This window comes from Janthinobacterium sp. PSPC1-1 (genome assembly GCF_049897625.1).
GTDB classification, from domain to species: domain Bacteria; phylum Pseudomonadota; class Gammaproteobacteria; order Burkholderiales; family Burkholderiaceae_D; genus Janthinobacterium; species Janthinobacterium tructae.
The window spans coordinates 1-25,471 of sequence record NZ_JAFCWP010000004.1 but is presented as its reverse complement, the minus strand read 5'-3'; the positions used below and the strand labels follow the sequence as shown (position 1 = coordinate 25,471).

Below are 25,471 nucleotides of genomic sequence, written 5' to 3'. Positions count from 1 at the left end.
CGACCTAGTGGGAGACCCCGTGGCCTATGCAGAGCAATACCAGGAAGCGTATGGCGCCGGCGAATACGCCGCCGCCAGCGCTTGCGCGGCCGTGCTCAGCGTTGCTGAAGAGCAACAACATCTGGTGGCGTACGCCCCTTTGGTGAAACGCATCGTGCGCCAGCTCAACTCGCAGGTGTCGGGCGCCATCGACCGCGACGACATGGAACAGATCGGCCTGATGGGTTTGCTGGAGGCGCTGCGCCGCTACGGCGTGCCGGACCAGTCTTTCGGCAGCTATGCCAGCCTGCGCATCCGTGGCGCCATCCTCGATGAGCTGCGGCGCCAGGACTGGCGCCCGCGCGCCGTGCGCCAGGAAAGCCATCGCTTGCGCGACAGCGTGCGCGCCCTGACCCGGCGCCTGGGGCGCGAGCCGCTGGAAGCGGAAATCATGGCCGCTCTGAAGCTGACGCCGGAAGCCTTCCAGGAATACCAGCTGGCGGAAAACGCCGAGCTGATCGTCAGTTTCGACGAAGTGCTGCAGGAAAGCCTGGGGCAGGCCGACAGCGCACCGAGCCCGGAAGAGCAATTGATGGTGCGGCGCAGCCTGGAACAGGCACTGCGTACGCTCGACGAGCGCGAGCAGCGCGTGATCCAGATGTATTACGAATTCGAACTGAGCTATAAAGAAATTGCCGCCGTGCTGGACCTGAGCGACGCCCGCGTCTGCCAGCTGAACAAGACGGCACTGGGCAAGATGAAAGCCATGCTGCAAGACACATAAAAGTGAAGCAGTAGTTTGGCAACAGTTTCAGCAAGACCCATCAAATTGATGTAGCACAATGACGCAGAAAGGCAGTTGACATGGTAATTATCGGTATCTTAATCGTGATGGGGTGTGTATTCGGAGGCTTCGCCCTGATGGGCGGCACCGTCCACGCGATCTGGCAACCGGTCGAGTTGATCATCATCATCGGCGCCGCCGTCGGCGCCCTGGTGCTGGGCAACCCCAAGCATGTCCTCGGGGAAATGCTGCACCAGATGCGCAAGATCGTCACGCACAAGAAGCAAGGTTCGGAATTCCAGCGCCAGTTGCTGCTGCTGATGTATGAACTGCTGCAAACGGCCGCCGGCGGCCTGAAGGCGCTCGACGCGCACGTCGAGGCGCCGCGCGAAAGCGCCCTGTTCCAGCGCTATCCGCTGGTGCTGGAAGAGCCAAAGCTGCTGGCCTTCATCGTCGACAACTTCCGTTTGATGGCAATGGGCAAAATCAACGCGCATGAGCTCGAAGGCGTGCTGGAACAGGAACTCGAAGCCATCCACGACGAGCTGCTGCAACCGTCGAAGTCCCTGCACAAAATCGCCGAAGCCATGCCCGGTTTCGGTATTCTGGCGGCCGTTCTGGGTATCGTGATGGCCATGAATTCCGTGGCCGACGGCGCCGATGCGGCGGAAATTTCGGAAAAAGTGGGCGCCGCCATGGTCGGTACCTTCATCGGCATCTTCTTTTGCTACGGCGTGCTCGATCCGATGTGCAACATGATGAAACAGCTGGTGGGCGAAGAAGGCTCGACCATGGAATGCGTGAAAGTGGTGCTGGTCACGCACGTGGCGGGCAAGCCGCCCCTGCTGGCCATCGATGCTGGCCGCCGCCTGGTGCAACTGAACATCAAGCCGAGCTTCGCCCAGCTGGAAAGCTGGATCAATGCGCTCGAAGGTGGCGGCGCCGAACAAGAGCAGGGCCAAGGCCGGGGAGGCCGCCGTGCTAAAGCCGCATGAGAAACATGAACAGGCCATCATCAAGCGTGCCGGTCGCAAGCATGACGACGACGCCCATGGCGGCGCCTGGAAAGTAGCGTTCGCCGACTTTTGCCTGGCCCTGCTGTCGCTCTTCCTCGTGCTGTGGCTGATGGCTGCGCGCGAGCAGCAGGCGATGAAGGAAATCATGATGGACGCGTCGGCCAGCAGCCGCCAGGGCGAAGGCCAGGGCGTCATGCCGGAACAGAGTGGCGGTCCGCGCGGCAGCCTGATCGAGCGCTTCCCCATGCCCCGCAAGGGCTCGGGCGACACGCGCACGGAAGGCAAGCAGACGCAAGACGGCAAGGCCGGCGCGGCGCCGCAAAACCAGACCAAGGTCAGCTACCAGTCGCCGGAAGACCTGCTGTCGCTGTCGCGCGCGCTCGACAAACTCAGCGACGAAGCGGGATTGAAGAGCAATCTGCAATCGGTGATTACGCCGTACGGCTTGCGCGTCATGCTGCACGATACGGACAAACAAGGCATGTTCGTGCGTGGCAGCGCCGTGCCGACCGACCGTTTCCGCAAGCTGCTGCGCCAGATGGGCCCCGTCTTCGCGCAGATGGACAACCAGATGCTGATCGTCGGCCACACCGACTCGCTGCAATACGCCAATAACGGCTATGAAGGCTATTCGAACTGGACCCTGTCGGCCAACCGCGCCATGTCGGCACGCGCGCAATTGTTGATCGGCAGCATGAGTCCGGACAGCGTGCTGCAGGTGGTGGGCATGGCCGACCGCGCGCCGCTGGACGTGAAAAATGCCAGCGCCGGCATCAACCGGCGCATCGAACTGTTAATATTGACGCGTGGCCAGGCCGACAGCATCGCCGCCATGTTCGGCATGGCCGGGCAAAAGGCGCAAGGCGAAGAGCTGCAAGTGGGTGAACCGGACTCGGGAACCTTGCAGCGCCTGCGCGACAAACTGGGCCTGCCCGCAAAGAAGGAGCGCGATGAGCATGCAAATTAAGGGCAAGGGACAACGTATGAAAATCTCCTCCGGCAATACCGGTGCTGCCGTACGCAGCAGCGCCATCGCGCCGGCCGAGGCGATCGCCGAGAACGCGGGCGCCGCCGGCGCCATGGGTGGCTCGTCGGCCGGGGCGGAACTGCAATCGGCCGTGCTGCAACCGGCCATGGCCGCCCTGCGCGCCATGCCCGAGATCGACCACGAGCGCGTGGCCATGCTGCGCGATGCACTGGCCAAGGGCGAATTGCCATTCGATCCAGCGAAACTGGCAGGCCTGATCCAGCGTTTCCACGGCGGTGAATCGTGACCGCAGCGCGCAAGGGCATCACGCGTCAGGAAGCCGTGCGCCGCGTGCTGCAAGGCATGACGGACGACAGCGTCGGCTACGCCGCCTTGCAAACCTTGCTGGAAGAGCAGTTCCAGGCCACCTTGCACCACCAGAGCACCCGGCTGACGGCACTGGCCGACCAGGTCATCGCCGCCGTCGAGCCCCTCGATGCGCGCCGCCGCCAGCGCGTCAGCCTGGTCACTGCCCTGCTGGGCCCGCAAGGCGATATGCCGCAATTGTTTGCGTTGTTGCAAGAAGACGCGCGCGCCACCGCCGAACGCGACTGGGTCGTGCTGGAGCAGATGGTACTGGAATGCAAGCGCCTGAATGCCCGCAACAGTGATTTATTAACAGAGCAGTACAGCATCATGCAGCGCGTGCTGCATGGCGAGGAAGATACATATGCGCCAGGCTGATTTCGCCACACCCCGCGCCACAGCGGCGACGCCATCGACGTCGGCTACATCCGCCGTGCAGAGCAATATGCGTGCCACCGACGCCACCGGCGCCGGCGGCAACTTCAGCAGCGTGTTCCAACAGGTGCAGGGCGAAGTGGCCCGCTTCATCGAACAGGGCGGCGGCAACGCCACCAGTCTGAGCCCGCAAGGACGCGCCTACCTGGAGCAGAGCCAGCCCGTGAATGTGCTGGGCAGCATCAACCAGGGCGGCGAGATCGGCGAAGTGCAGCAGCAGTTCCTCGCCTCGATCAAGCCATGGACGGAAGAAACGGGCGCGCGCCTGGGCGTGGCGCCGGAAATTGTCGCCGCCCACGCCGCGCTGGAATCGGGCTGGGGCCAGCGTCCGTTGCGCCAGGCCACGGGTACGGACACGAATAACTTGTTCGGCATCAAGGCCGGCGGCAAATGGCAAGGCGACGTGGCCAGCAATGTCACCACCGAATACGCGGCCGGCAGCGGCGCGGCGCTGAAGAAAACCGAGCGTTTCCGCAGCTATCCGGACCAGGCCAGCGCCTTCCGCGACTATGCACAAGTGTTGCTCGACAATCCACGCTACCGCGCCGCCCTGAATACGGGTGCCGACGCGGGCGCCTTTGCGCAAGGTCTGGCGCGCGGCGGCTATGCCACCGACCCCAACTACGCCACCAAGCTGACGCAGCTGGCGACACGCTTGCAGCGCACGGCCGCCGCAGACTGACCTTCCTTAACGGCCGGCATTTTCTGCCGGTTCCACCACGCCCGCATCGACCACCCTGGCACGTATCACCGTGCCGCTGGTGGCATTGCGCACGCGGATCACCTCTCCCAGCGCGCCCGGGTCGAGCGCTTCGCCGGCCATGCTCACTTCCACCTGCTCCTTGCGCGCCACGATACTCACCGCACTGCCCCGCTTGATCAGCATGGGTGCGGCCAGCTGCCCCTGGCGCAGCACTTCACCGGCACGCAAGCTGCGCCGGCTCGACAGGCCGATGGCGCCGGGCAAGGAGGAAATACTATCCGGCACCATCGTCACATCGCGCCGCGCCAGCGTCACGTCGGCCGCCTGCAACGGCGTATTCGCCATGACGGCTGCGCTGGTGACGGCCACCTGGGCCGTGATGCTACCGCGCGCCAACATTTCATAACGCCAACCGTTGCTTCCAGGACACACTGCCACAAAGCGCATGCGCTGCGCCGAACGGCTGTCCGCCGTTTCCAGCGTGACAGGCGCCGCGCAAGCGGGCATGGGGCGCGTGCTTTTCACCACGGCCACTTGAAACTGCGGTTCCAGCAATCCTGCCATGCCTGCCTGCTGCGCTAATTGCTCTCGCGCCAACTGTTCCACACGCGAAAATATATTGTCGGCTGGCAATTCTGCGCGACCTGCACTACTATATAGGCTGGTCAGTAAAAATAGGCCAGGAAGCAGTATATGAGGACGTGGCACCTTGTTTCGGATCATCGTAATGCTGTTGAAATGAATCATTGCTAACCTTAATCAAAGATACTGAAGCGGCATGACCTTACCATGCGTCAACATGACCAGGCTGGGATTTTACCTCTGCACCACCTATTTTCTAGCCCGAACCGCAAAAAGCACGATCGAATTCAATACAAAGGATGACCATGGGGATTAATTTCAAGGATGCGCTGGGCGTGCATGCCGATGCACTCGCGCTACGCGCCGACCGTACCCGCGTGCTGGCGGCCAATATTGCCAATGAAAATACGCCCGGCTTCCAGGCCATGGACATGGATTTCGGCAGCGCCCTGCAGCAGTTGCAGGACAACGAAGCGGGCTTGCTGTCGACCGATGACGATGCCAGCGCCCTGTACCGCGTGCCTTACCACCCCAGCCGCGACGGCAATACCGTCGAAATCGGCGTCGAGCAGGCGGCGTTCTCGCAAAATGCCACCGACTTCCAGACCAGCCTGACTTTCGTCAACATGAAACTGAAGGGTCTGTCCAAGGCCATTTCCGGACAATAAGGATCAGCATGAGCTTCCAGGATATTTCCAAGATCGCCGGTTCGGCGATGGCGGCGCAGACCGTGCGCCTCAATACCATCGCCAGCAATCTGGCCAATGCCGATTCCGTTGCCGGTTCCGAAGGCGAAACCTACCGCGCACGCAAGCCCGTGTTTGCGGCCGTGATGGATGGTTCCGGTGCCAGCGGCGCCGGCGGACGCGTTCAAGTGCTCGACGTGGTGGAAAGCGATGAGCCGCTGCGCAAGGTGTATGAACCGGGCCACCCGATGGCCAATGCCGATGGCATGGTGTTCTACCCCAACGTCAACCAGGTCGCCGAGATGACCGACATGATGTCGGCTTCACGCGCCTTTGAAACGAATGTCGAAGTTCTGGGCCGCATCAAGTCGATGCAGCAATCGCTCCTCAAATTAGGTGAAGCATAATCCATGGAAACCAATCTCTTTACAAATAACACCAGTGGCAGCAACAGCGGCAGCAATGCCGTCAAGTCGCAAACCAATGCCACCCAGGATATGTTCACCAAATTGCTGGTCGCGCAGATCAAGAACCAGGATCCCCTCGCGCCCACCGATCCGAGCCAGTTCGTCAATCAATTGACGCAGCAGGCGCAAACGGAAGCGATGCAAAACCTGTCCGCGCTGACCAGCGCCAATGCCAGCGTGCTGCAATCGATGCAAGTGCTGGCCCTGGGCGCGCAAGTGGGCTCCGAAGTGATGGTCAACAGCGAAACGGTGCAGCTCGACACCAGCAAGGTCAGCGGCAGCATCGCGCTGGCCGCCGGCACCACCAAGACCACCGTGACCCTGAAAGGCCTTGACGACAAGGAATACAAGATCGAACTGGGCGCCAAGTCGGCCGGTACCGTTCCCTTCACCATCGACCCCGTTGCGCTGGGCTTGCCTGCTGGCACCTATAGCATGGCAGTCACCACCAACGGCACCGAAAAGCCATCGGTCGACATCGCAGGCAAGCTCAACAGCGTGCGCCTGTCGTCCGGCGGCAGCATGATCCTGAGCGTGTCGAACCTGGGCGAAGTCAACCCTGGCGCGATCACCGGCTTCAACGGTAAGACGGTCTGATCCGCTCGCCCCTTCGTTTCCTGAACACTAATCTCGTCCTTCACTAAAGGAAGTCAACATGAGTTTCGACATCGCCCTGTCCGGTATCCAGTCCATCAACCAACAGTTGAACAGCACCAGTAACAATATCGCCAACGCCGGCACCTACGGTTTCAAGAGCAGCCGCGCCAACTTTTCGGCCATGTACGCCGGTTCGCGCGCCACGGGCACGGAAATCGGCTCGCTGACGCAAAGCATGTCGCTCAACGGCGGCGTGCTGAACACGGGCCGCGCGCTCGACGCGGCCATTGACGGCCGCGGCTACTTCGTCTCGCGCGACGCGCAAAACACCATGAGCTACAGCCGCGTCGGCATCTTTTCGGCCAGCAATGAAGGCAAACTGATCGATGCGAACGGCCGCCTGGTACAGGGCTATGCCGCCGTCAAGGGCAGCACCGCTCTGGGCACCATGGGCGACATGCTGATTCCAACGGGCCAGATTCCCGCCGTGGCGTCGACCAAGCTGGCGTATGCCGCCAACATGTCGTCCGAATGGACCATCAAGACCGTGCCCTTCAGCAAGACTAGCGAGCTGAGCTACAACAGCGGCAAGTCCTCGATCCTCTATGATTCGCTGGGCGCCAAACACTCGCTGGGCCAGTACTTCGTCAAGACGGCGGCGGGCGTGGATGTGCATTACACCTTCGATAACGTCGATGTGACGCCGGTGACGAGCATGACCTTTGACACGAACGGCAAGCTGGTGACGGGTACGTCTGCCACGCCGGTCCTGCCGACGCCGCCTGGCGCAGCACCGATGTCGGTTGCCATCGACTACACGGGCACCACCCAGTTCGCCGGCGAATCGACCACCTCGACCGACCGCGCCGACGGCTATGCCTCGGGCACCTACACGGGCGTGGAACTGGCCACTGACGGCTCCGTCGTGGCGAAATACACGAACGGCCAGAAGCAAAGCATCGGCGTGATCGCCCTGGCCACCTTCCCCGACGAAGGCGCCTTGACAGCCGTCAACGATACCAGCTGGGTCGCCTCGACCACGTCCGGCACCGCCATGTATGACCGTCCGGGCGTCGGCATGGCCGGCAAACTGGTGACGAGCTCGCTGGAACAGTCGAACGTCGACATCACCTCCGAACTGGTGGGCCTGATGACGTCGCAGCGCAATTACCAGGCGAACTCGAAGGTCATCTCGACCGAGAACGCTATGCTGCAATCGCTGATGCAAGCGCTGTAATCCACGAGACGCAAAGGTAAAGAGCAATGGATGCGCTGATTTATACCGCCATGAGCGGGGCCGACCGTGCCCTGCGGGCACAGCAGGTACACGCCAACAACCTGGCCAATATCGAGACGGGCGGCTTTCGCGCCAACCTGGAAGTGTCCACTGCCCAGCCGTTGCAAAACGGCTATGGCTACGACGACCGCCACATGACGCAGACGCAGTCGAGCGCCATCGGCACGCGCACGGGCGCCATCAAGGAAACGGGACGCGATCTCGACGTGGCCATCACGGGCAACGGTTTTCTCGCGGTACAGTGGCAAAACGGCGAAGCCTACACGCGCGCCGGCGCCATGGATCTCGATGAAACGGGCGCGCTGACCCTGAACGGCCGGCCCGTGCTGGGCGAAGGCGGTCCCATCACGATTCCCGAGCACACCAGCCTGTCGATCGGCGCCGACGGCACGATCTCCATCCAGGTGCCGGGTACCGCGCAGATGCAGACCGTCGACAAGCTCAAGCTGGTCAATGCCGAAGCGGGCGAGCTGACCAAGAACGAGGCTGGCCTGATCGTGGCACGCAGCGGCGAAGACTTGCAAGCCGATCCGACGGTGCGCCTGCGCGACCGCCACCTGGAAGGCAGCAACGTCTCGGCCGTCGAGGAAATGGTCGCCACCATGAGCCTGAACCGCAGTTTCGAGATGCAAATGAAAGTATTCAAGGCCAGCGATTCCATGACGGAATCAGGCAACCGCCTGCTGGGCGCATAAGCCCAACGCCAATCTATTACTAGGAGTAAACCATGAATCCAGCAATGTGGATCAGCAAGACCGGCGTGCAGGCACAAGATGCCAAACTGCAAGCCATCGCGAATAACCTGGCCAACGTCAACACCGTCGGCTTCAAGCGCGACCGCGTCGTCTTCGAAGACCTGTTTTATCAGGTCGAGCAGCAGCCGGGCACGCAGCGCGCCGACAATACCCTCTCGCCATCGGGTGTACAGCTGGGTAACGGTACCCATATGGTGGGCACGCAAAAGGTGTTTACCACCGGCAGCCTGCAAACGACCAGCCGCGAATTTGACGTCGCCATCACCGGCAACGGCTTTTTGCAAGTGCTGCGCCCGAACGGCGAAGCGGCCTACACGCGCGCCGGCCAGTTGAGCCTGAATGAAAATGGCGTGATGGTCAACGCCCAGGGCTTGCCCCTGGTGCCGCAGATCACCGTGCCGAACAATGCCACGGCGATCACCATCGGCGAAAACGGCATGGTCACGGCCACCGTACCGGGCAATGTCAACGGCACCCAGCTGGGCCAGCTGAACCTGTCCAGCTTCATCAACCCGACGGGCTTGCTGGCACTCGGTGAAAACCTGTTCCAGGAAACGGCATCGAGCGGCACGCCGACGGAAGGCCGTCCCGGCGAAGGCGCACTGGGCAAGCTGAAGCAGTTCGCGCTGGAAGGCTCGAACGTGCAGGTGGTCGAAGAGATGGTCGACATGATCGCTGCCCAGCGTACCTATGAAATGAACACCAAGGTGCTGTCGGCCGCCGACAATATGCTGCAATACCTGGCGCAAGCGGCACGCTGATGACAGTCGCCATGAAAGCCACGGCGGCCCTGCTGCTGGTGTTGATGGCCGGTTGCGCCAGCCAGCCGGCGGCACCGGTGGCGCCCAGCTTTTCCGACACGCCGTTGCCCGTGGCGCCGCGCAGCGCGGCGCGCGGCGGCGTGGGCGGCGGCGTGTTCAATCCCGATGCGGGCCTGGACCTGATCTCGGACAGCCGCGCCTTCCGCGTGGGCGACGTCGTCACGGTAGCCCTGCAGGAGACCACGCAGGCCAGCAAGAAGGCGGGCACCTCGTTCAACAAGGGTTCGTCCGTCGGCGTGAAGGCGGCCAACGTCCTCGGCAAGACCCTGCCCAAGACGGGCATTGATCTCTCCGCCGACCGCAACTTCGCCGGCGACTCGACCAGCACGCAGCAAAATGCGCTGTCCGGCGCCATCACCGTGATCGTGCAGGAAGTGCTGCCGAACGGCTTGCTGCGCGTGCAGGGCGAGAAAACGCTGACCCTGAACCAGGGCGAAGAGTTCGTGCGCCTGCGCGGCTACCTGCGCGCGGCCGACATCGATTCCAACAACCAGGTATCGTCCTTGCGCATCGCCAATGCACAGATCGCCTATTCCGGCCAGGGCACTCTGGCCGAAGCTAATACTCCAGGCTGGCTGACGCGCTTCTTCGTCGGCCCATGGATGCCGTTTTAAGGTGACCTCATGAAATTTCGTTCCGCCCTGCCCCTGGCAGCCATGCTGGCCGTGCTCTCCGGCTTGTCCCTGCCCGCCAGCGCCGCGCAAGTGCTGCGCAACCTGGTCAGCATCGAGGGCGTGCGCGACAACCCGCTGGTCGGCTACGGCCTCGTCGTCGGCCTGAACGGCAGCGGCGACACCACCCAGGTGAAGTTTTCCAGCCAATCCGTGGTCAACATGCTCAAGCAGTTCGGTGTGAAGATGCCCGATGGCGCCGAAGCGAAAAGCAAGAACGTCGCCACCGTCATGGTCAGCGCCGTGTTTCCACCTGGATACCGCCGTGGCCAGGCTATCGACGTCACCGTCTCGTCCCTGGGCGATGCGAAAAGCTTGCGCGGCGGCACCTTGCTGCTGACGCAACTGCGCGCGGCCGACAATGAAACGTATGCGCTGGCGCAAGGCAACGTGGTCGTCGGCGGCTTGAACGCCACCGGCAAGAGCGGCTCGTCCGTCACCGTCAACACGCCCACCTCGGGCCGCATTCCCAACGGCGCCAACATCGAGCGCGAGATTCTCAGCGACTTTTCCACCAAGCCTTCCGTCACCCTGAACTTGCGCCACCCGCATTTCGAGACAGCCATCAATATCGTCGAAGCCGTAAACCGCCGCTTCGGCGCCGTCGCCACCACGCGCGACGCCACCAGCGTGGACGTGCTGGCGCCGGAAAACCCGACCCAGCGCGTGGCTTTCATGGCCAAGCTGGAAGCGCTGACCGTCGATGTGGGCGTCGACACGCCGAAAGTGGTCTTCAATTCGCGCACCGGCACCGTGGTCATCGCCGAAGGCTTGCGCGTGAAGGCGGCCGCCGTCACGCACGGCTCGCTGAAAGTGGTCATTTCCGAAAGCTCCAACGTCAGCCAGCCGGCGCCGTTCGGCCGCGGCCAGACCACCGTCACGCCGCAATCGAAGGTCTCCGTCGACCAGGGCAACGGCAATATGTTCAAATGGCCGGCCGGCGCCAAGCTGCAGTCCATCATCGACGTGGTCAACAGCCTGGGCGCCTCGCCCGATGACATCATGGCAATTTTACAAGCCCTCGATCAGGCCGGGGCCATCGAAGGCGAACTGGTGGTGATTTGATGCTTAATGTAAACGACAGCAGCAGCGCCCTGCCCTCGGCGCTCAATGACAAGACCCCCGCCGCGGCCACGCCGGCCGATCCCCGCTACGCGGCCAAGGCCACCGAGGCGGCCGTCAAGTTCGAAGCCTTCTTCATCTCGCACATGCTGCGCCAGATGCGTTCGGGCACGCGCGAGATGGCGGGTGAAGACAGCGTCTTCAAGGACCCCATCAACAGCGACATGCTGGAAATGGCCGACAACCTGGTGGCCGACAAAATGGCCGGCCAGCGTGCCTTCGGCATCGCCGACGCCATCCTGCGCCAGCTGCTGCCGGCGGCCAGCGCGCCCGTTTCGGCCAAAAGCACTGTCAAGACCGACAATATTGCAGCGCCGCTTAATAAACCTGCCTGAAACGTCGCCTGTACAAGGTAGTAACGATTCACTGCCTGCCCACCCGCACGCGCCACACTCTTCACGAAAGAAAATTGCCCAATGAGCATCATCAGCAATGCATTGTCAGGCAGCATCGCCGCCCAGGCCGCACTGAATGCGGCCAGCCAGAACATCGCCAACCTGCAAACGGCGGGCTATACCCGCCAGGGCGTGTTGTTGTCCTCGCTTGGCGCCGGCGTGGGCGTGCGCTCGGCCGGCAATGGCGTGGAAGTGTCGGCCCTGCTGCGCTTTGCCGATGCTTATAAAAGCCAGCAAATGTGGCGCGCCGCGTCCGACCAGGGCGCCCGTGCGCAGACCCAGCCTTACCTGACGCAGCTCGAGCGCGTGATGGGTGACGACGCCTCCAGCATCAGCAACGGCATCGACGGTTTCTTCAAGTCCCTGAACGCGGCCGCCGTCGACCCGACGTCCACGCCGCTGCGCCAGCAGATCGTCACCTCGGCCGACGCCATGGCGCAACGCTTCAACAGCATCAGCACCGTCATGGGCAACCAGTTGCTGTCGGTGCAGCAGCAACGGTCGGCGATCGTGCCGCAAGCCAATACCGCCCTGGCCAACATCGCCGTGCTGAACCAGCGCATCAGCACCTCCGCCGCCTCGGGCACGAATGTGTCGTCGTTGATGGATGCGCGCGACCAGCTGATCGATGGCCTGGCCGCGCAAATGGGCATCGACGTGCTTGACCAGCCGGACGGCTCGCGCAATGTCGCACTGAAATCGGGCCAGCCGCTGGTCATCGGCAGCCTGGCCGCTACCCTCAGCAGCAACATGACGAACACGGGCGACCAAACCCTGACCCTTGATTTCGCCAAATCGTCGTACACCCTCGATCCGGTCGCCATCGGCGGCCAGATGGGTGGCCTGGGCGACTTCGAACAAAATACCCTGAAACCGCTGCAGCAGTCGCTGCAAGACATGGCCACCCAGTTAACCAGCAAGGTCAACACGCAGCTGGCCCTGGGCACGACCATGGCACCGCCTCCTGGCAATAACGGCACCCCCCTGCTGGTCTACGCAAATGGCAAGCTGGGCATTACTCCCGGCTTCAACGCGAAGGACCTGGCCCTGTCGCTGACGGGCGCCGCTGGCGATAGCGGCAACTTGCAGAAATTAATCGACATCAAGAATCAACCGATCAGCGTCAGCTGGGTGGGGAATGTCCTGATGAGCGATGCCGACACGCAGCTGGTCGGCAAGCTGGGCATCTACAGTCAGCAGAACCAGGCCCTGCTGAAGACATCCAACACCGTGCGCGCACAAGCCGTCGACGACTGGAAATCCACCAGCGGCGTGAACAAGGACGAGGAAGCGATGAACCTGGTCGAATTCCAGAATATGTACCAGGCAAACATGAAAGTCATTTCCGTGGCGAATACCTTGTTTGATGCCACTTTGCAAATGATGGGTTAAGGAGAAGAGCATGCGTGTCGCCAGCAGCCAGTACCAAACGCTGATTAATATTTCTCTTCAGCAAAATCAGGAACGCATCAATTACCTGACCCAGCAGATGTCCTCGGGCTTGCGCATCCAGCTGCCATCGGACGATCCGATCGGCAATGTGCGCATTTCGCGCCTGACGCGCGAGCAAGCCATGGTGACCCAGTACCAGGACAATATCGCGACGGTGAAAGTGCGCCTGCTGAAAAACGAAAACTACCTGTCGAGCATGGTCACCGACATGGGCCAGGCGCGCGACCTGCTGGTATGGGCCGCGGACGGCAGCAATGCGCCGGACGACCTGAAGGCGATGACGCAATCGCTGATCGCCATGCGCGATAGCGTACTGTACACGGCCAACCTGAAGGACCAGGAAGGGCGCTACATGTTTTCCGGCACCGCTACCGACCAGCCCGCAATCAAATACGATGCGGCGGCAACTGCAGGTTCGCGCTACACCTACATCGGCAATACCGACACGCAGACCGTGGTGGTGGGCAATGGCGTGACGCAGACGGCCAACGTCGATGTGGACAAGCTGCAAGTATGGCTGAACAAGATCGACCAGGCCATCGACACGCTGGGCAAGCCCGGCCTCAGCCCCAGCGATCCGGCCGTGCGCGGCGTGGTAGTCACCGCGCTCGATGGCACCGATGATGGCATGGAATTGCTTTCAGGCAAGATTGCCATCTTCGGCGGCGCACAAAACATCCTCTCCACGCTGTCCGGCAATCTGAGCAACGTCTCGCTGTCGAACGACATGGCCTTGTCAGATCTGAAGAAGACCGACATGGGCGCGGCCGCCATTGACCTGAACGGCTACCAGACGGCGTTGCAGGCCACGTACAAGGCCTATGCCAAGGTGGGTACCATTTCCCTGTTTGATCTTCTCTGACCATCATGCAAATCGTTCAGACCTCCTCTTCTTCCGGCATCAATGCCAAAGGCGCCGGCACAGCCCGCGTCGTTGATGACGCGTCCGCGACCATCAATGGCAGCGCCAGCACGCGCAGCGAGGCGCCGGCGGCGAGGAGTTCGACGGCAAGCCTGAAGCACGGCCTGAACAACTGGGATCACCAGTTGCAGGGAGAAATTTCCAACGCGCAGCAAACGCTCGATTACCTGGAACGCAGCAGCAGCCAGCTGCAAGCGCTGAAAAGCGAGCTGGCGGCCAAGCTGGCCGCGCGCCAGGGCCGCGAGGGGCAAGTGGAAGCGCGCGTGCGCCAGTTCAGCAATACCTGGCGTCAGCGCGCCAGCGCCTCGGCTGGCTCGCTCGACGCGCAGCTCGGCTATACCAGCCCGCAGTCGGCACAGCAGCAGTTCAGCATCCGCGGCCTGACCATGGCCAGCCTGCAGGAAGGTCCGCAGGAAGTGCTGGCGTTTTCCGTCGGCGGCGCGAACCAGGCCTTGCGCTCGGTGAATATCGAACCTGGTCTGAGCGAGAGCGAAATCGTGTCCCGCTTCGACCGCGCACTCATGCCGTCAGGCATCGGCGTCAAGCTGGGCGAGAATGGCGAGCTGGTGTTCAGCACGTCAGAAGCGGCCTGGGCCAACGTGCGCGACAGCCTGTCCGTGCGCGGCAACGGCATCCGCTATCCGACCGGCCAGATGAGCCGCGTGCGCACGGATGCGGAACCGGCCGCCATCACCCCGGAAGAATGGCATACCGGCGACGTGGAAGCCTTGCGCGCCACCTTGCAGCAAGTGGTGCAGGCGCTGGCGCAGTTGCAGGCGGCGCGCAGCTCCGTCAGCCTGGCACTGGCACAAGCGACGGGACGGGTGGCCAAGGCGCAGCCGGTGCAAGAGAGCGTCAGCATGGATACCCTGGCGGAAAACTTCACGCAAAAGGCCAGCCAGCCCGGCTATGAATCGCTGCTGGCCATCAGCTCGGCGCTGGTCGGCATCAGCCGCGAGCGCGTCGTCGCCCTGCTGGGCCTGAAGTAAGCTCTCCCCCGCGTGCGCTGCCTTGGCGCGCGCAGCAATAATGCGGCACGCCCCCTAGCTCAGGACGGTGGAAATCCGTAAGATGCTGCTGTCACTTGCTGATTCGCCAGTATGCCAGTGCATCCCGTCATCCACTTCCGGAGTTCCCTTGATAAAAACTGCCGCCCGGCTGATCAGTTACGCCCTGCTGGGCAAATCCGACAAGCAGCCGCTCGATATCTCCCGCGTGCGCAAGGTCTTGATTTTGCGCAACGACAAAATCGGCGACATGATCGTCACCTCGGCCCTGCTGCGCGAACTGAAAAAGAACTATCCGCACTGGCAGATCGACGTGGCAGCCAGCAGCGCCAACCGCGACATCATCGCCGATAATCCGCATGTCAGCGACATCCTCATCTGGGACAAGCAGCCGCTGCTGCGCGACTTGCGCACCAGCATCGCCGAGCTGCGCCGGCGCCGCTACGACGTCATCTTCAACCCCTACAACCGCTTTTCGATTCCCTTGCTGTTGCGCATAAAATGGCTGGGTGCGCGCTATTTGACGGGCTTTGCCATTCCCAAATATGGCACTTCGACAGCTAATCTGGGCATGTTCGACCATACCGTACCCTGTGACCGCAGCCGCCACATCCTGCACAGCTTTTTTGCCACGTTCGAGGCCTTTGGCTTGCGCGACATCGACCTGCGCTATGAACTGTTCGGCGTGGATGCGCATGCAGCACAGGTCGACCCCGCCTGCGACACCCTGCTGCGCACCTATGAAGGCTTGTTCTGCCTCAATTTCCAGGGCAGCAATGCGCAACGCACGGTCAGCGTGGCCGACGCCCAGCGCTGCTGCGCCGCCCTGGCGGCCCGCTATCCACGCCATGCGCTGCTGGTGATCGCCGTACCGGGCACCGAGGCGCGCGCCGCCGAGATCGTGGACGGTGCCGGCCATGCCAACGTGATGGCCGCGCCACCCACCGGCCACATCCTGGCGCTGGCGGCCCTGATACGCCGCTGCGAACTGGTACTCTCGCCCGACACCTCGGTGATCCACATCGCCTCGGCGTATGACAAGAAAATCGTCGGCTACTACATCCGCACCGATAACTACCGCTGGTTTTATCCGGCCAGCCGCCATTATCGCGTGATCCTGGCACCGGGCCTGACCTTGGCCAAGGTCAGCGCCGCCGAGACCCTGGCTGCCGTGGAACAGCTGATGCAAGGCGGCGGGCAGGCGCAGGCGACCGTTCAGGCAGCCGGCTGAGCCGCCAGCAGGCGGTCCATCTGCCCTGCCGGCAACGCGCGGGAAAAGAAATACCCCTGCGCATAATCGCAGCCGGCGGCGCGCAGCAGGTCGCGCTGCGACGCCGTCTCCACGCCTTCGGCCACGACTTTCACCCCCAGCCGCTGCGCCAGTGCAATGAGCGCCTCGCACAGACCCAGCCCGGCATCATCGCGTCCCAGTTCGCCCACCAGCGAACGGTCGATCTTGAGAATGTCGATATCGGCTGTTTTCAGGCACGCGAGCGATACCTGGCCGCTACCGAAATCGCCGAGCGCCAGCGCCAGGCCCATGGCGCGGAACTGGCGCAGCCGGTCGACCACCTGGCAGGCCTCGTCGAGTAGCACCGCTTCTGTGGTTTCGATGACGATGGCGCCCGGCGCCAGGCCCTGGCGCGCCAGGTGCCCGCCCCAGTCCTGGTACAGCGCGGCGTCGCAACGAAATTCCACGGCCGACTTGTTGATGCTGATCTGGAACGCGCTGCCATGCTCGTCTTGCCACTGCCGTGCCTGGCGCACCACCTGGCGAAACACCCACTCGCCGATATCGATGATCAGACCGTTCGCCTCGGCAAAGGCGATGAAATCGGCGGGCAGCAGCAGGCCACGCAGCGGATGGCGCCAGCGCAGCAGCGCCTCGGCCCGCTCGACGACGCCATCGCACAGGCGGATGATGGGCTGGTAATGCACTTCGAACTGGTCCTGTGCCAGCGCCAGGCGCATCTCGCGCACCGTGTTGCGGCGCAATTCGGCCGCCTGCTGCACGGCCGGCGTGAAATAGCTGTAACCGTTGCGCCCCGCGCTCTTGGCCGCATACATGGCCTGATCGGCATGCCGCAGCAAGCTGTCCGGCGCCTCGCCGTCAGCCGGATACAGCGCCACGCCCACGCTGGCGGACACTTGCGCGGTATCGCCATCGAGCAAGAAAGGCAGGGCCAGCGCCGCCGTCAGTTCCTGCAGCACGCGCTCGATGCCGCCCAGCTGCCCCACGCCGGCCAGGATGACGGTGAACTCGTCGCCGCCCAGGCGCGCTACCGTATCGGTGGCGCGCACGCGTTCGCTGATGCGCCGCGCCGCCTGGCGCAGCAGCATGTCGCCCTTCTCGTGGCCCAGGCGGTCATTTACCTGCTTGAAATGATCGAGGTCGATGAACAGCAGGGCCAGGCAAGCGCCTTCGCGCCTGGCGTGGTGCGCCTCGTGCTGCAGCCGGTCGAGAAACATGTGGCGGTTCGGCAAGCCCGTCAGCTGATCGTAATTGGCTTGCCGCCAGATGCGTTCGGACGCTGCGCGCTGCGCCGTGATGTCGCTGACCAGCGCCAGCGCACCCAGGTAGGCGCCGCCGGAGTCGAAGATGGGGTTGGTGGCCAGGGTGGCCCACAAGGTGCTGCCGTCACGCCGCAGGAACTTGAATTCATGGCGTTCGGTAATGCCATCCTGGCGCCGCGCAATGTTGCGCTCCAGGATGGCGCGTCCCTCGTCATCCATGAAGGCCGCCAGCGGCTGGCCCAGCATCTCCTCGATCTGGTAGCCCAGCATGTGCGCCATCTTCGGATTGACAAAGCTGGTCAGCGCCTGCGCATCGATTTCCCAGATGCCCTCCTCGGCACTGTGCACGATGCGCCGGAAGCGCTCTTCGCTGCGTTCAAGCGCCGCCAGCTTGCCCTCGGCCTGCTCCAGCACCAGGCGCAGCGCCTGGCCGTTCGGATCGGCGCTGCCCAGCAGGCTGACGGGCAAGCCGGCCTCGCGCGCGCCGGGACGGGACGGCAACTGCACCTGCAGCTGTATGCGCTCGGGCTCGCTGCTATTGAGCACGCGCTGCACGAACTGCTCGTAATCGTGACGAAAGGCATCGTGGATATAGGAACGGAACAGCACGTGGCCCGGTCGTTCCCGCGGCAGGCCGAACAATTCGGCCGCCACCAGGTTCATCTGCACGATGACGCCATCGAGACCGAGCACGAAATAGGCGACGGGGGCCAGCAGGTATAAATCGTTGAAATAGGCTTGTTCGCGTTCAGCTTTCACCCGTTCCGGGCTGAAAACGCCATCGTCAAGCAGGGGCGCGGCATGCTGCGGCATGCCGTCGTGGCAGGGCGGGGAGCAATCCGGAGCAGGTACCGCTTGCGGTGGTGTATCCATGGCTGTCCTTTGCACGGCCGCCCTGGCTACCAGGTGGGTGCAGTAACGAGACTAGCACGCACCACGCGCAGTGTCGAGCGATGCCTGCCACAGATAACGTTTCTGCCACAAGGCCGATCAGCGGCCCTGCCGCATACTGCGCCGGCGCAAGCCGAAATCATGGCCCACCACCAGCAAGGTGCTGGCTACCAGGCTGGACAGACCCACGATCAGCTGGATCAGCTTGTCGTCAGGCAAGATCCACAGTGACGAGTCCGGCGCCTCGCAACCCGTCGCAGCACTGATGAGGGGCGCGACCCAGGCCGCGTCCGGCGTCACGTCGAGCACGACGGCGCCGTCGGCGCTGGTCTGCATATAGATATCGCCCCCTTCGGCGAGGGTAAAGCAGATGCCTACGCCCGTTTCCGTGGCGCGGATATTGTCCTGCATGCTGCGGTTATGTTCCTCGATCCATACTTCCACATCGTACGGCGTTTCCAGGTGCTGCCACGGAACGGGGCGAAAACGGGGACGTTCATCCGGGCTGGCCGCCGTGTCGGGAATGTCGGGGATGTTGCTGTCTGCTGCGCCTTGCATGCTCGTTGACCTTTTCTGCGGTGATGTTCTGCGGTGGTGCGCGGGAGCGGTTGCCCGCCAGCCGCCATTATCCACCGTTCATGGCCAGCATGGTATTGCTGGCGCATATTCATCAGAAAAACTGATAGCTATCAACTTTTAACATCAGCATACCTGACTTAAAATACGCGCCATCTCTTCTTTACAGGCTTTACATGCAAGGCATCAAACGCAAAATCGTCTACGTCACCGCCTTTGAAATCATCGGCATGGCCATTTCCACGGCCTGGCTGACCCTGCTTTCGGGCGAGTCGCCCACCAGTACGGGCCCGCTGGCAATCATGATCACTACCATCGCCGTGATCTGGAACCTGCTCTACAACACGGCCTTCGAATACTGGGAAATCCGGCAAGTGTCGCGCACGCGCACCGTCTGGCGCCGCATCCTGCACGCGATCGGCTTCCAGATCACGCTGGTGATCTACCTGATCCCGCTGATCGCCTGGTGGCTCGATATCAGCCTGTGGCAAGCCTTCGTGCTGGACTTCGCCCTGATGCTGATCATCCCGTGCTACAGCTTCATCTTCAATTACTTCTTCGACGGCCTGTTCGGCGTGCCGCTGTCGGCGCAGCAGCCGAAGGAAGAGCCCAGCAACGTTCAGGCAGCGTCGTTGAGCAACTGAAGAAAGGACCGCGCCGCCATGCCCAGCGGCCGGTCCTTCATCCACACCAGGTGGATGGGCACGACCAGGCCATTGCCCGTATTCTTGAACGCCACGCGGCGCACCCGCCCCGCCGCCAGTGAATGAGCGATGGCCGAGGCGGCAAAGTTGCCCCACCCCAGTCCCGCCTCCACCATGGACAGCGCCATCGGCAAGCTGTCCGTGCGCCAGTAAGACAAGCCCACCACGGGGCGCGCATCGGCCAGGTCGAGTTCGCGGCTGGCCACGATGATCTGGCGCAAATTTACCAATTCCTCGATATACAGGGGCCGTCCCGCCACGTCGGGCGGATGCTGGGTGGAAATAATCGCCAGCAAGGCATCGCTGCCCACCAGCTGGAACTGTTCCTCGTGATTGATGCGCCCGCCTGCGAAGGCCATGCAGGCGCTGATGCGGCCCCGGTGCAGCATGTCGAGCACATCGTCCTGCGGCGCCGTCAGCACCTCGATGTCGAGCAGCGGATGGCGCTGCGACAGCGCGCGCACGGCGGCCAGGAAAGGTGCATGGTCGAGCTCGGCCGCGATGCCCAGCGAAATGCGGCTTTCCAGACCCTGCGACAATTCCTGCACGTGCAGGTGCAACTGCTTCAGCTGTTCGGCGATCAGGCGCGCATGGGGCAGCAGCGCCAGTGCGGCCGGCGTGGGCACGGCTTCGCGCGCCCCCCGGTCGAACAGGGCGATGCCCAGTTCTGCCTCGATGTTGGCCATCGCCATGCTGACGGCCGACGGCGCCCGGCGCAAGGCGCGCGCGGCGGCCGAGAACGAGCCGCCGTCGACAACGGCCAGGAACAGTTCGATGTTATGGCTGGAGAGTTTCATGGAGTGAAAAAGGATGGCACTTTTTGACGCGCCAGCGGTCAAATCGGCAATGACCGAAGTCAACGTGCCTCATCCACTACCCTACCGCGGCGGTTATATGGCGCTTGCCTGGCGTGGGCGTTTAGCCCTTCCAGACGCGCTGCAATCCCGTATCCGCATGAATCCATCCGCCACGCGGGCCGGAGCGGTAATAAAAGCCCACGCCGCCCTGCTTGAAGCTGCGCACCAGCGAACCGAGCACTTCCGCGTTCAGATTCGCCACGCGGATGTCGGCGGCGCGGCCCGAGATGTGCAGCGACTGGCGCGCGGCCGGCACGCCCGCTTCGCGCAGGCGGCTGTTCGATTCGGCCGTGCGGTAGCCCGACAGGATCTCCAGCGGCTGCTCGATGCCGTAGCGTGCCACGAACGCCTGCGTGCCCCACAGGGTTTCCAGCAGTTTCGGGTCGATGGGCGCCGTCTTCTTGCCGTTCACGTCGCGCAGCAAGTGGCACAGTTCCTGGTAGGCCGAATCGATGACTTCGCCATCTTTCCAGTACAGCAGCCTGGCCTTTTCATTGCTGGCCGGGCGCACCACTTCCAGGGTGCGCGGCTTGAGCCAGAATTCCAGGTCCAGCGCCTGCGCATCGAAGATGTCGGGAGGCGGTTCCATCTCGGTGATGATCTGGCGCGATTGCGACGTGATCGAACGGTCGACGCTGGCCAGTTGCGTCGGCTGGGGCGGCACGCCCGTGCGCGGCGCGCGCGGCTTGGCGCTGGCCGAAGCTGCGGCGGGAGCGGCCGTGCGCGAGGCGCAGCCGATGAGCGGGGTGGCTACCAGGCCCAGCGCGGCCAGGCCCATACCGTGGTGTAGAAAGTTTCTGCGCGATGCCATAGTCAGTCCAATTTAACGATGGGAATACTATAGCGTATTGTGCAGCGAAGAAAAACCCTCAATGCCTATCGTGTCGCCCTCATTTCAGCATTGGACACGCTAGGCGGCCGCCGCACAGGACGTGACGCCCTGATTTGCCTGCGCCAGCGCCGTCAACGGTTTATCCAATAAATAGCCCTGGGCGACGATGGGCAAGCCCGTGGCGGCGGCGACGCGCTGCAGCGCGGCCAGCGCGGCCGGCGTGTCGAGGCGCTTGAAGATGACGCGAATTTTCGCCGCATGGCACACAGTGACAAAGCTGGCGACGGCTTGCTCGTCGCTGAGGTTGCCCGCGTCGAGCTTGAACGCATGCGGGTGCAAACGCTCCAGCATGCCTGTTGCCTCCTGCACGCTGGCCACGTTGATGGCCAGGCGGAAACCGTTGCGCCGGTAATTGTCGGCCACGTAGTTGAGCAGCCAGCCCTGGTTCGGCGTCACTGTCGGCAATTGCAGCACGATGCGCTCGATGGGCAAGCCCAGCGCGTCGAGGATGCGCTGGAAGGCGTGGCCGTGATTGCTGCTGACGGCGCTCAGCAGGCGGTCATGCACGTTCAGGTACAGGTCGGACTGCTCCGCTTCGCCCTGGCGAAAGAAATTGATGGCGTGCAGCATGCGGCACAACCGGTCCAGCTCCACGGATTCGTCGTCGCTGGCCGCGTGATCGAGCAAACGCCACAGCGACAAGCCCTCATCCGCCTTCGACACGCTGCGCGCCAGCCCCTCGAACGCCACCAGCTTGCCGCTGTCCAGTTCGCGCAACGGCTGGAAGGCGCTGGTCATGGTGCAATTGAAAAAGCGCCCCAGCGCCCTGCCCTCCCCGTCGAGCCAGACGCTGGTGCCGGCCTGGGTTTGGTGCGACAGGCGGGCCAGGTAATTTTTCAGGACGGGAAATGGCATACGTGCTCCTTCATCGGGCTGCGCCGGCTGCCCTCATGGGGAAGACGGCGCCAAAGTGTGCAGAGTAAGGCAGCGCCAAGCAAAGGAGAACGAATGGTTTCGCCATTTGATATGCGCCCAGCACATAAGGGATGCGACAGCCAGCGCATAACGATAGTCGGAAACATTCGTTCCAGCACCCTGCCCCGGCCTTTACTGTGGGCGTGTACCGATACCATCAGGAAGGGCCGCCATGTGCCAGTTACTCGCAATGAACAGCAGCAAGCCGGCCGCGCTGGGATTTTCCTTTGCCGGTTTTGTCGAACGGGGCGGACGCACGGACGAGCACCGCGACGGCTGGGGCATCGCCTATCATTCCAGTAGTGGCTGCACTCTGCTGACGGACCACCTGGCGGCCATCGATTCGCCGCTGGCCGCCACCGTGCAGCAGCATCCCGTGAAGGCGAAGAACATCGTCGCGCACATCCGCAAGGCCACGCAGGGCCGCATCGCGCCGGAAAACACCCACCCGTTCGCCCGCGAACTGTGGGGCAAGACCTGGTCCTTCGCCCACAATGGCGACTTGAAGACGTGGCGCGCGCCCGCCAATGCCTGCTACCGTGCCAGCGGCGACACGGACAGCGAACAGGCCTTCTGCCACCTGCTGGCCCGCTTGCGCACGCAGTTTCCCGCAGGTGAACCCGCGCGCACCGCCTTGCGCGCCGCCATCGGCGACGTGGCGCGCGAGATTGCCGCGCACGGCAGCTTCAATTTCATCCTGTCGGACGGCGAGCTGCTGTTTGCCCACTGTTCCACGCATTTGCACTATGTGATACGCGAATACCCGTTTTCCGTGGCGCAACTGATCGACTGCGAGCGCAGCATCGACTTTCGCCAGCACAACCACCTGGACGACCGCATCGCCGTCATCGCCACGCATCCGCTGACGCAAAACGAGGACTGGCTGGCGTTCGCGCCCGGCGAACTGAAACTGTTTACGGGCGGCACCTTGCTGCTGGCAGACGATGCGGCGCCGCAAGGCGTGTATATCCAGATCAGTTACTGAGGGAATTATTCAGGAGGAAATGGCCCGCCGCCGGATGGGCGGGCTGAAGTGCGGTATAGCCGTCAGGCCGAATTGCAGTTGCAAAAGCGCTTGCGCTTGGGGTCGCCGCTGGAGATGCCTGCGGGATCAATCTGTTTCCAGCAAAAGATCGTTTCCACCCCATACGGCGAACGCACATTGCCCGCCTCGAGATACCCCTGCTTGAGGAAAAAAGTCTGGCTGCTGGCCGTGCTGTGCAGTTGCAGGGCCTTGATGCCCCACTCGCGCGCCTGCGCTTCCAGCTGTTCCACCAGGGCCTTGCCGCCCCCCTGGCCTTGCACCTCGGGCAGCAGGTAGCACAGGGCCAGCTTGCCGGCGCGCGTCAGCAAGCCGACGCCGACGACGGCGCCCTGCTCGACTGCGACCAGCGAAAAATTGGTAGGCGACGCAAACCAGCACGCCACCATCTGCGGTGTTTTATTGCCCAGCCAGGCTTCCAGGATGGCCGGATCGTCCCGATGATCGAGGCTGCAGCATTCGACGATGGAGCGTCGTAATACGTTGCACGCCTCGAAAGCGTCGGTCGATGTTGCAATACGAATTTCAAGACTCATGTACGCTCACAAAATATTCCAGTTGCCGATGCAGACGGTTTTACCCCTGTATCGCGCGATTCGACTATACACCAAGCAGCGCGATCGGGTTTTTTCGCGCCACGCCACAGGACGGTTTTGCCTATGACGCAATGCCTGCAGACTAAGTGCTGATGCGCATCTTGCCCACGAATGTTTCCAGAAATCGATATCTGTTTTTTAGCGCAAACGGGAATCGGATCTAAGCATATTACGAAAAATTCGTTTCTTTTCCGGCCGGAATTTTAGACTATGACTGTCTATTCTCACAACAAGAGTTCAACATGACCCATTCCAACGCCGTATCGACCACCGCAGCGACGCTCACCCAACGCTCGCGCCGCTGGTTCCTGGCCAGCGCCCTGGCCGCTTCCGCTGCCGCCATGAGCCTGCCGATGGCCGCCAGCGCCGCCGAACCCGTGGTCTTGCTGAACGCCTCGTACGACGTGATGCGCGAATTGTTCAAGGATGTGAATCCCGCGTTTATTGCTGATTGGAAAGCCAAAACGGGCGAAACCATTACCATCAAGCAATCGCACGGCGGTTCCAGCAAGCAGGCGCGCTCCGTTGCCGATGGCCTGGAAGCGTCCGTCGTGACCATGAACCAGGCGAATGACATCGATATCCTCGTCGACCGCGGCCTGGTCGTGGCCGACTGGGCCAAGAAATTCCCGAACAATGCGGCGCCGTTCTATTCCACCATGGTGTATCTGGTGCGCAAAGGCAACCCGAAACACATCAAGGATTGGGACGACCTGGCCAAGCCCGGCATCAAGGTCATCGTGCCGAACCCGAAAACCTCGGGCAACGGCCGCTACACGTATCTGGCAGCCTGGGGCTATGCCGTGAAAAAAGGCGGCAGCGAAGCGCAGGCGCGCGAACTGGTGACCAAACTGTTCAAGAACGTGCCCGTGCTCGACGGTGGCGGCCGCGGCGCCACCACCACGTTTACCCAGCGTGAAATCGGCGACGTGCTGGTGACGTTTGAAAATGAAGTGCAACTGGTGCGCGCCGAATTCGGCGACAACTTCGAAGTGGTGTATCCAAGCATCTCCATCCTGGCCGAGTCGCCGGTGGCCGTCGTCGACAAGGTGGTCGACCGCCGCGGCGTGCGCAAGGAAGCCACGGCCTACCTGCAATACCTGTACTCGGAGCCGGGCCAGGAACTGGTCGCCAAGCACTACCTGCGTCCCCGTTCGGCCGCAGTCGCGAAGAAGTATGCGGCCAGCTTCAAGCCGATCAGCCTGTTTACCATCGATGACGTGTTTGGCGGCTGGAAACAGGCGCAAAAGAAACATTTTGACGATGGCGGTGAATTCGACAAGATTTATCAGAAGTAATCTGATCTGCATCAAGCAACAATCAAGCAACAACCGGGACTTGTGAACTGACCCCAGATAGTTGGACGGTTTAGTTTGCTAGGTTGCCCAGGGCTGAGTTCTGTATTGCACGGGACTCAGCCCTTTTAGCTTGAGCTTGATGCGGTCGTGATTATAGTAGTG

General features: G+C 62.6%; 30 protein-coding genes. 22 read left to right on the top strand and 8 right to left on the bottom strand.

What is annotated here, in order from left to right:
* The first annotated feature begins 19 nt into the window (after nucleotides 1-19).
* From ACP7EG_RS14075 to ACP7EG_RS14050, 6 genes are all read left to right on the top strand, one after another.
* Nucleotides 20-763 carry a FliA/WhiG family RNA polymerase sigma factor gene (locus ACP7EG_RS14075; protein ID WP_141168783.1) on the top strand — a complete coding sequence of 248 codons (744 nt, stop codon included), beginning with the start codon at nucleotides 20-22 and terminating at the stop codon, nucleotides 761-763.
* A gap of 80 nt (nucleotides 764-843) precedes the next feature.
* Nucleotides 844-1,758 carry a flagellar motor stator protein MotA gene (motA, locus tag ACP7EG_RS14070; protein WP_096235033.1) on the top strand — a complete coding sequence of 305 codons (915 nt, stop codon included), beginning with the start codon at nucleotides 844-846 and terminating at the stop codon, nucleotides 1,756-1,758.
* Nucleotides 1,742-2,746, top strand: coding sequence for a flagellar motor protein MotB (locus ACP7EG_RS14065; protein WP_242428449.1), 1,005 nt, complete (start codon nucleotides 1,742-1,744; stop codon nucleotides 2,744-2,746). Before motA ends, ACP7EG_RS14065 begins: the two co-directional genes overlap by 17 nt.
* Before the next feature lie 16 nt (nucleotides 2,747-2,762).
* Nucleotides 2,763-3,053, top strand: coding sequence for a flagellar biosynthesis anti-sigma factor FlgM (flgM, locus tag ACP7EG_RS14060; protein ID WP_071077837.1), 291 nt, complete (start codon nucleotides 2,763-2,765; stop codon nucleotides 3,051-3,053).
* Nucleotides 3,050-3,490 (top strand): flagellar export chaperone FlgN, encoded by a 441-nt coding sequence (gene flgN, locus ACP7EG_RS14055; protein ID WP_426088088.1) that lies wholly within the window; start codon nucleotides 3,050-3,052, stop codon nucleotides 3,488-3,490. The genes flgM and flgN overlap by 4 nt, the downstream gene beginning before the upstream one ends.
* Nucleotides 3,477-4,229 carry a glycoside hydrolase family 73 protein gene (locus tag ACP7EG_RS14050; RefSeq protein ID WP_426088087.1) on the top strand — a complete coding sequence of 251 codons (753 nt, stop codon included), beginning with the start codon at nucleotides 3,477-3,479 and terminating at the stop codon, nucleotides 4,227-4,229. The genes flgN and ACP7EG_RS14050 overlap by 14 nt, the downstream gene beginning before the upstream one ends.
* A 6-nt stretch (nucleotides 4,230-4,235) precedes the next feature.
* On the opposite strand, the gene flgA is transcribed toward ACP7EG_RS14050, so the two are convergent.
* Complete coding sequence (gene flgA / locus ACP7EG_RS14045) at nucleotides 4,236-4,814, bottom strand: flagellar basal body P-ring formation chaperone FlgA (RefSeq protein WP_426088086.1); 579 nt, start codon at nucleotides 4,812-4,814, stop codon at nucleotides 4,236-4,238.
* Nucleotides 4,815-5,137: 323 nt separating this feature from the next.
* On the opposite strand from flgA, the gene flgB reads away from it, so the two are divergent.
* The 13 genes from flgB (at nucleotide 5,138) to ACP7EG_RS13980 (ending at nucleotide 16,255) form a co-directional block, all read left to right on the top strand.
* Nucleotides 5,138-5,500 (top strand): flagellar basal body rod protein FlgB, encoded by a 363-nt coding sequence (gene flgB / locus ACP7EG_RS14040; protein ID WP_034758109.1) that lies wholly within the window; start codon nucleotides 5,138-5,140, stop codon nucleotides 5,498-5,500.
* An 8-nt stretch (nucleotides 5,501-5,508) separates the two neighbouring features.
* Nucleotides 5,509-5,925, top strand: coding sequence for a flagellar basal body rod protein FlgC (gene flgC / locus ACP7EG_RS14035; RefSeq protein ID WP_071077840.1), 417 nt, complete (start codon nucleotides 5,509-5,511; stop codon nucleotides 5,923-5,925).
* Between the two features lie 3 nt (nucleotides 5,926-5,928).
* Entirely contained in the window at nucleotides 5,929-6,582 is a 654-nt protein-coding gene (locus tag ACP7EG_RS14030; protein WP_426088085.1) for a flagellar hook capping FlgD N-terminal domain-containing protein, read from the top strand.
* 58 nt (nucleotides 6,583-6,640) lie between these two features.
* On the top strand, nucleotides 6,641-7,819 hold the full coding sequence (locus tag ACP7EG_RS14025) for a flagellar hook protein FlgE (protein WP_426088084.1): 1,179 nt from the start codon (nucleotides 6,641-6,643) through the stop codon (nucleotides 7,817-7,819).
* Nucleotides 7,820-7,845: 26 nt separating this feature from the next.
* Nucleotides 7,846-8,574, top strand: coding sequence for a flagellar basal-body rod protein FlgF (gene flgF, locus ACP7EG_RS14020; RefSeq protein WP_426088083.1), 729 nt, complete (start codon nucleotides 7,846-7,848; stop codon nucleotides 8,572-8,574).
* A gap of 32 nt (nucleotides 8,575-8,606) precedes the next feature.
* The gene (gene flgG / locus ACP7EG_RS14015) at nucleotides 8,607-9,395 is read left to right on the top strand and encodes a flagellar basal-body rod protein FlgG (protein ID WP_426088082.1); all 789 of its coding nucleotides are present in this window, start codon (nucleotides 8,607-8,609) and stop codon (nucleotides 9,393-9,395) included.
* A complete protein-coding gene (gene flgH, locus ACP7EG_RS14010) occupies nucleotides 9,395-10,069 on the top strand; it encodes a flagellar basal body L-ring protein FlgH (protein WP_242428450.1) in 675 nt (224 codons plus the stop codon). Before flgG ends, flgH begins: the two co-directional genes overlap by 1 nt.
* Nucleotides 10,070-10,078: 9 nt before the next feature.
* Complete coding sequence (locus ACP7EG_RS14005) at nucleotides 10,079-11,191, top strand: flagellar basal body P-ring protein FlgI (protein ID WP_289948699.1); 1,113 nt, start codon at nucleotides 10,079-10,081, stop codon at nucleotides 11,189-11,191.
* Entirely contained in the window at nucleotides 11,191-11,583 is a 393-nt protein-coding gene (locus tag ACP7EG_RS14000) for a rod-binding protein (protein ID WP_426088081.1), read from the top strand. The genes ACP7EG_RS14005 and ACP7EG_RS14000 overlap by 1 nt, the downstream gene beginning before the upstream one ends.
* A gap of 81 nt (nucleotides 11,584-11,664) precedes the next feature.
* A complete protein-coding gene (gene flgK, locus ACP7EG_RS13995; RefSeq protein WP_426088080.1) occupies nucleotides 11,665-13,035 on the top strand; it encodes a flagellar hook-associated protein FlgK in 1,371 nt (456 codons plus the stop codon).
* 10 nt (nucleotides 13,036-13,045) lie between these two features.
* Nucleotides 13,046-13,957 (top strand): flagellar hook-associated protein FlgL, encoded by a 912-nt coding sequence (gene flgL, locus ACP7EG_RS13990; protein ID WP_426088079.1) that lies wholly within the window; start codon nucleotides 13,046-13,048, stop codon nucleotides 13,955-13,957.
* 5 nt (nucleotides 13,958-13,962) lie between these two features.
* On the top strand, nucleotides 13,963-15,006 hold the full coding sequence (locus tag ACP7EG_RS13985) for a hypothetical protein (protein WP_426088078.1): 1,044 nt from the start codon (nucleotides 13,963-13,965) through the stop codon (nucleotides 15,004-15,006).
* Nucleotides 15,007-15,154: 148 nt separating this feature from the next.
* Entirely contained in the window at nucleotides 15,155-16,255 is a 1,101-nt protein-coding gene (locus tag ACP7EG_RS13980; RefSeq protein WP_426088077.1) for a glycosyltransferase family 9 protein, read from the top strand.
* On the opposite strand, the gene ACP7EG_RS13975 is transcribed toward ACP7EG_RS13980, so the two are convergent.
* A complete protein-coding gene (locus ACP7EG_RS13975) occupies nucleotides 16,240-18,411 on the bottom strand; it encodes a putative bifunctional diguanylate cyclase/phosphodiesterase (RefSeq protein WP_426088076.1) in 2,172 nt (723 codons plus the stop codon). The two genes, ACP7EG_RS13980 and ACP7EG_RS13975, sit on opposite strands and share 16 nt — an antisense overlap.
* A gap of 117 nt (nucleotides 18,412-18,528) precedes the next feature.
* On the bottom strand, nucleotides 18,529-18,987 hold the full coding sequence (locus tag ACP7EG_RS13970) for a hypothetical protein (protein ID WP_426088075.1): 459 nt from the start codon (nucleotides 18,985-18,987) through the stop codon (nucleotides 18,529-18,531).
* Between the two features lie 194 nt (nucleotides 18,988-19,181).
* On the opposite strand from ACP7EG_RS13970, the gene ACP7EG_RS13965 reads away from it, so the two are divergent.
* Nucleotides 19,182-19,649: a PACE efflux transporter gene (locus tag ACP7EG_RS13965; RefSeq protein WP_426088074.1), complete on the top strand. Its 468-nt coding sequence runs from the start codon at nucleotides 19,182-19,184 to the stop codon at nucleotides 19,647-19,649.
* Here ACP7EG_RS13965 and ACP7EG_RS13960 read toward each other — a convergent pair.
* The 3 genes from ACP7EG_RS13960 to ACP7EG_RS13950 all read right to left on the bottom strand — a co-directional run bounded on the left by ACP7EG_RS13960 (nucleotide 19,625) and on the right by ACP7EG_RS13950 (nucleotide 22,313).
* Nucleotides 19,625-20,506 carry a LysR family transcriptional regulator gene (locus ACP7EG_RS13960; RefSeq protein WP_096235021.1) on the bottom strand — a complete coding sequence of 294 codons (882 nt, stop codon included), beginning with the start codon at nucleotides 20,504-20,506 and terminating at the stop codon, nucleotides 19,625-19,627. The two genes, ACP7EG_RS13965 and ACP7EG_RS13960, sit on opposite strands and share 25 nt — an antisense overlap.
* A gap of 121 nt (nucleotides 20,507-20,627) precedes the next feature.
* Nucleotides 20,628-21,377, bottom strand: coding sequence for a YcbK family protein (locus tag ACP7EG_RS13955; RefSeq protein WP_426088073.1), 750 nt, complete (start codon nucleotides 21,375-21,377; stop codon nucleotides 20,628-20,630).
* 99 nt (nucleotides 21,378-21,476) lie between these two features.
* Nucleotides 21,477-22,313 carry an EAL domain-containing protein gene (locus tag ACP7EG_RS13950; RefSeq protein WP_426088072.1) on the bottom strand — a complete coding sequence of 279 codons (837 nt, stop codon included), beginning with the start codon at nucleotides 22,311-22,313 and terminating at the stop codon, nucleotides 21,477-21,479.
* Nucleotides 22,314-22,545: 232 nt separating this feature from the next.
* On the opposite strand from ACP7EG_RS13950, the gene ACP7EG_RS13945 reads away from it, so the two are divergent.
* Nucleotides 22,546-23,358, top strand: a complete 813-nt coding sequence (locus ACP7EG_RS13945) for a class II glutamine amidotransferase (RefSeq protein WP_426088071.1) — start codon at nucleotides 22,546-22,548, stop codon at nucleotides 23,356-23,358.
* 62 nt (nucleotides 23,359-23,420) lie between these two features.
* On the opposite strand, the gene ACP7EG_RS13940 is transcribed toward ACP7EG_RS13945, so the two are convergent.
* Complete coding sequence (locus tag ACP7EG_RS13940; protein WP_426088070.1) at nucleotides 23,421-23,951, bottom strand: GNAT family N-acetyltransferase; 531 nt, start codon at nucleotides 23,949-23,951, stop codon at nucleotides 23,421-23,423.
* A gap of 302 nt (nucleotides 23,952-24,253) precedes the next feature.
* Here ACP7EG_RS13940 and ACP7EG_RS13935 point away from each other — a divergent pair, with 302 nt between their 5' ends.
* Nucleotides 24,254-25,309, top strand: a complete 1,056-nt coding sequence (locus tag ACP7EG_RS13935; protein WP_426088069.1) for a sulfate ABC transporter substrate-binding protein — start codon at nucleotides 24,254-24,256, stop codon at nucleotides 25,307-25,309.
* Nucleotides 25,310-25,387: 78 nt separating this feature from the next.
* On the opposite strand, the gene ACP7EG_RS13930 is transcribed toward ACP7EG_RS13935, so the two are convergent.
* On the bottom strand, nucleotides 25,388-25,471 hold an 84-nt coding region (locus tag ACP7EG_RS13930; RefSeq protein ID WP_426087111.1), incomplete at its 5' end, for an IS3 family transposase.

What these genes read in the sequence shown, in the direction of transcription:
- motA (WP_096235033.1), top strand. Translation starts at nt 844, where the DNA reads ATGGTAATTATCGGTATCTTAATCGTGATGGGGTGTGTATTCGGAGGC.
- flgM (WP_071077837.1), top strand. Translation starts at nt 2,763, where the DNA reads ATGAAAATCTCCTCCGGCAATACCGGTGCTGCCGTACGCAGCAGCGCC.
- ACP7EG_RS14050 (WP_426088087.1), top strand. Translation starts at nt 3,477, where the DNA reads ATGCGCCAGGCTGATTTCGCCACACCCCGCGCCACAGCGGCGACGCCA.
- flgA (WP_426088086.1), bottom strand. Translation starts at nt 4,814, where the DNA reads ATGGCAGGATTGCTGGAACCGCAGTTTCAAGTGGCCGTGGTGAAAAGC.
- flgB (WP_034758109.1), top strand. Translation starts at nt 5,138, where the DNA reads ATGGGGATTAATTTCAAGGATGCGCTGGGCGTGCATGCCGATGCACTC.
- flgC (WP_071077840.1), top strand. Translation starts at nt 5,509, where the DNA reads ATGAGCTTCCAGGATATTTCCAAGATCGCCGGTTCGGCGATGGCGGCG.
- ACP7EG_RS14030 (WP_426088085.1), top strand. Translation starts at nt 5,929, where the DNA reads ATGGAAACCAATCTCTTTACAAATAACACCAGTGGCAGCAACAGCGGC.
- ACP7EG_RS14025 (WP_426088084.1), top strand. Translation starts at nt 6,641, where the DNA reads ATGAGTTTCGACATCGCCCTGTCCGGTATCCAGTCCATCAACCAACAG.
- flgF (WP_426088083.1), top strand. Translation starts at nt 7,846, where the DNA reads ATGGATGCGCTGATTTATACCGCCATGAGCGGGGCCGACCGTGCCCTG.
- flgG (WP_426088082.1), top strand. Translation starts at nt 8,607, where the DNA reads ATGAATCCAGCAATGTGGATCAGCAAGACCGGCGTGCAGGCACAAGAT.
- flgH (WP_242428450.1), top strand. Translation starts at nt 9,395, where the DNA reads ATGACAGTCGCCATGAAAGCCACGGCGGCCCTGCTGCTGGTGTTGATG.
- ACP7EG_RS14005 (WP_289948699.1), top strand. Translation starts at nt 10,079, where the DNA reads ATGAAATTTCGTTCCGCCCTGCCCCTGGCAGCCATGCTGGCCGTGCTC.
- ACP7EG_RS14000 (WP_426088081.1), top strand. Translation starts at nt 11,191, where the DNA reads ATGCTTAATGTAAACGACAGCAGCAGCGCCCTGCCCTCGGCGCTCAAT.
- flgK (WP_426088080.1), top strand. Translation starts at nt 11,665, where the DNA reads ATGAGCATCATCAGCAATGCATTGTCAGGCAGCATCGCCGCCCAGGCC.
- flgL (WP_426088079.1), top strand. Translation starts at nt 13,046, where the DNA reads ATGCGTGTCGCCAGCAGCCAGTACCAAACGCTGATTAATATTTCTCTT.
- ACP7EG_RS13985 (WP_426088078.1), top strand. Translation starts at nt 13,963, where the DNA reads ATGCAAATCGTTCAGACCTCCTCTTCTTCCGGCATCAATGCCAAAGGC.
- ACP7EG_RS13975 (WP_426088076.1), bottom strand. Translation starts at nt 18,411, where the DNA reads ATGGATACACCACCGCAAGCGGTACCTGCTCCGGATTGCTCCCCGCCC.
- ACP7EG_RS13970 (WP_426088075.1), bottom strand. Translation starts at nt 18,987, where the DNA reads ATGCAAGGCGCAGCAGACAGCAACATCCCCGACATTCCCGACACGGCG.
- ACP7EG_RS13965 (WP_426088074.1), top strand. Translation starts at nt 19,182, where the DNA reads ATGCAAGGCATCAAACGCAAAATCGTCTACGTCACCGCCTTTGAAATC.
- ACP7EG_RS13960 (WP_096235021.1), bottom strand. Translation starts at nt 20,506, where the DNA reads ATGAAACTCTCCAGCCATAACATCGAACTGTTCCTGGCCGTTGTCGAC.
- ACP7EG_RS13955 (WP_426088073.1), bottom strand. Translation starts at nt 21,377, where the DNA reads ATGGCATCGCGCAGAAACTTTCTACACCACGGTATGGGCCTGGCCGCG.
- ACP7EG_RS13950 (WP_426088072.1), bottom strand. Translation starts at nt 22,313, where the DNA reads ATGCCATTTCCCGTCCTGAAAAATTACCTGGCCCGCCTGTCGCACCAA.
- ACP7EG_RS13945 (WP_426088071.1), top strand. Translation starts at nt 22,546, where the DNA reads ATGTGCCAGTTACTCGCAATGAACAGCAGCAAGCCGGCCGCGCTGGGA.
- ACP7EG_RS13940 (WP_426088070.1), bottom strand. Translation starts at nt 23,951, where the DNA reads ATGAGTCTTGAAATTCGTATTGCAACATCGACCGACGCTTTCGAGGCG.
- ACP7EG_RS13935 (WP_426088069.1), top strand. Translation starts at nt 24,254, where the DNA reads ATGACCCATTCCAACGCCGTATCGACCACCGCAGCGACGCTCACCCAA.